Annotated in this window: 1 protein-coding gene; it reads left to right on the forward strand. The window is 41.2% G+C overall.

The genetic code is table 11. The annotated features are described in order from the left end of the window. Nucleotides 1–88: 88 nt before the first annotated feature. Nucleotides 89–1,288 carry an ISAzo13 family transposase gene (locus tag QUB33_RS29470; RefSeq protein WP_445299578.1) on the forward strand — a complete coding sequence of 400 codons (1,200 nt, stop codon included), beginning with the start codon at nt 89–91 and terminating at the stop codon, nt 1,286–1,288. The last annotated feature ends 32 nt before the right edge of the window (nt 1,289–1,320 follow it).

A 1,320-nucleotide genomic window follows, 5' to 3' on the forward strand; every position in this document is an offset into this window, starting at 1 on the left:
AGAGTAATCCAAGGAAAAAATGATCCAAAATCAGGGATACTAAGAGAATAATTAATGTGCAATCTGCTGTATGTCTCCAGAATCGTTAATGCAACTAAGTGATAGTCTGAGGTCGTTGTACATCAAGACAGCAAAAAAACTAAAGGGAAGTGACCGAAGACAATTCATGGCAGAGGTGGTGAAAGGATGGGGAAGAGGAGGAGCAACAATAGCAGAAAGAGAACTAGGATGGAATCGACGGACAATTCGGAAAGGGATGCAGGAATTAGAGCATGGAATATCGATAGCAGACTCATTCCGACTCAGAGGCAGTAAACCAATTGAACATAGGCTGCCAAACTTACTGTCAGATATACGCTCAATTGTAGAGCCACAAAGCCAAACAGACCCGAGTTTTGATAGTACCCGTTTGTATACCAGACTATCAGCAGCGCAAGTTCGTCATCAGTTGATAGAAATCAAAGGGTATCAAGATCAAGAACTCCCAACAGCGGAGGTAATTCGACAACGATTAAATCAACTAGGTTATGGATTAAAAAGGGTGGCTAAAACAAAACCAATCAAACAGATACCAGAAACAGAAGCCATCTTTAAAGAAGTTAACCGCATTAATCAGCAAGCGGATGATGACTCAACAACATTGAGAATTTCTATAGATGCCAAGGTGGGAATCAAAATTGGAGAGTTCGACAGAGGTGGAAAGACCCGTGCCAAAACTGTGGCCTACGACCACGACTTTTCAACTTTTCCAGCAATTACCCCTTACGGGATTTTTCTACCTGAAGGGAGCGAATTATTTCTATTTTTCGTACAGTCGAAACTAACGGCTGATTGTATTGTTGATATTCTTGAGCAGTGGTGGATGAGTGTCAAAGACCGCTTTGCTCACATTCAGAAATTAGTCATCAACCAAGATAATGGGCCAGAAAACCATTCCCGACGGACTCAGTTTATGTATCGTATCCTTGAGTTAGCTCACAAATTTCAACTGACAATTCAACTAGCTTATTATCCTCCTTATCACAGTAAATATAATCCTGTCGAACGCGCTTTTGGTTGGCTTGAGCAACATTGGCGTGGTAGCTTACTCAACAGTGTTGATACCGTACTCCGGTTTGCTTCTACCCTAACTTTCAAGGGCAAAAATCCTGTGGTTACTTTAGTTGAACAAGTTTACCAGACAGGAGTTAAACTGACGCAACAAGCAATGGCGCAAATCGAAGAGCAGATTTATCGCTTGCCAACTTTGACTAAATGGTTCGTTGAAATCTTTTGTCGAAGTGAGTGAAATTTTGGATCATTTTTTCGTTGGAACACTCT

This window comes from Microcoleus sp. B3-A4, assembly GCF_036705385.1.
In the GTDB taxonomy this organism is placed as follows: Bacteria; Cyanobacteriota; Cyanobacteriia; order Cyanobacteriales; family Microcoleaceae; genus Microcoleus.

Bases quoted from the DNA above. Each gene is read 5' to 3' on its own strand.
- QUB33_RS29470 (WP_445299578.1), top strand. From the start codon at position 89: ATGCAACTAAGTGATAGTCTGAGGTCGTTGTACATCAAGACAGCAAAA.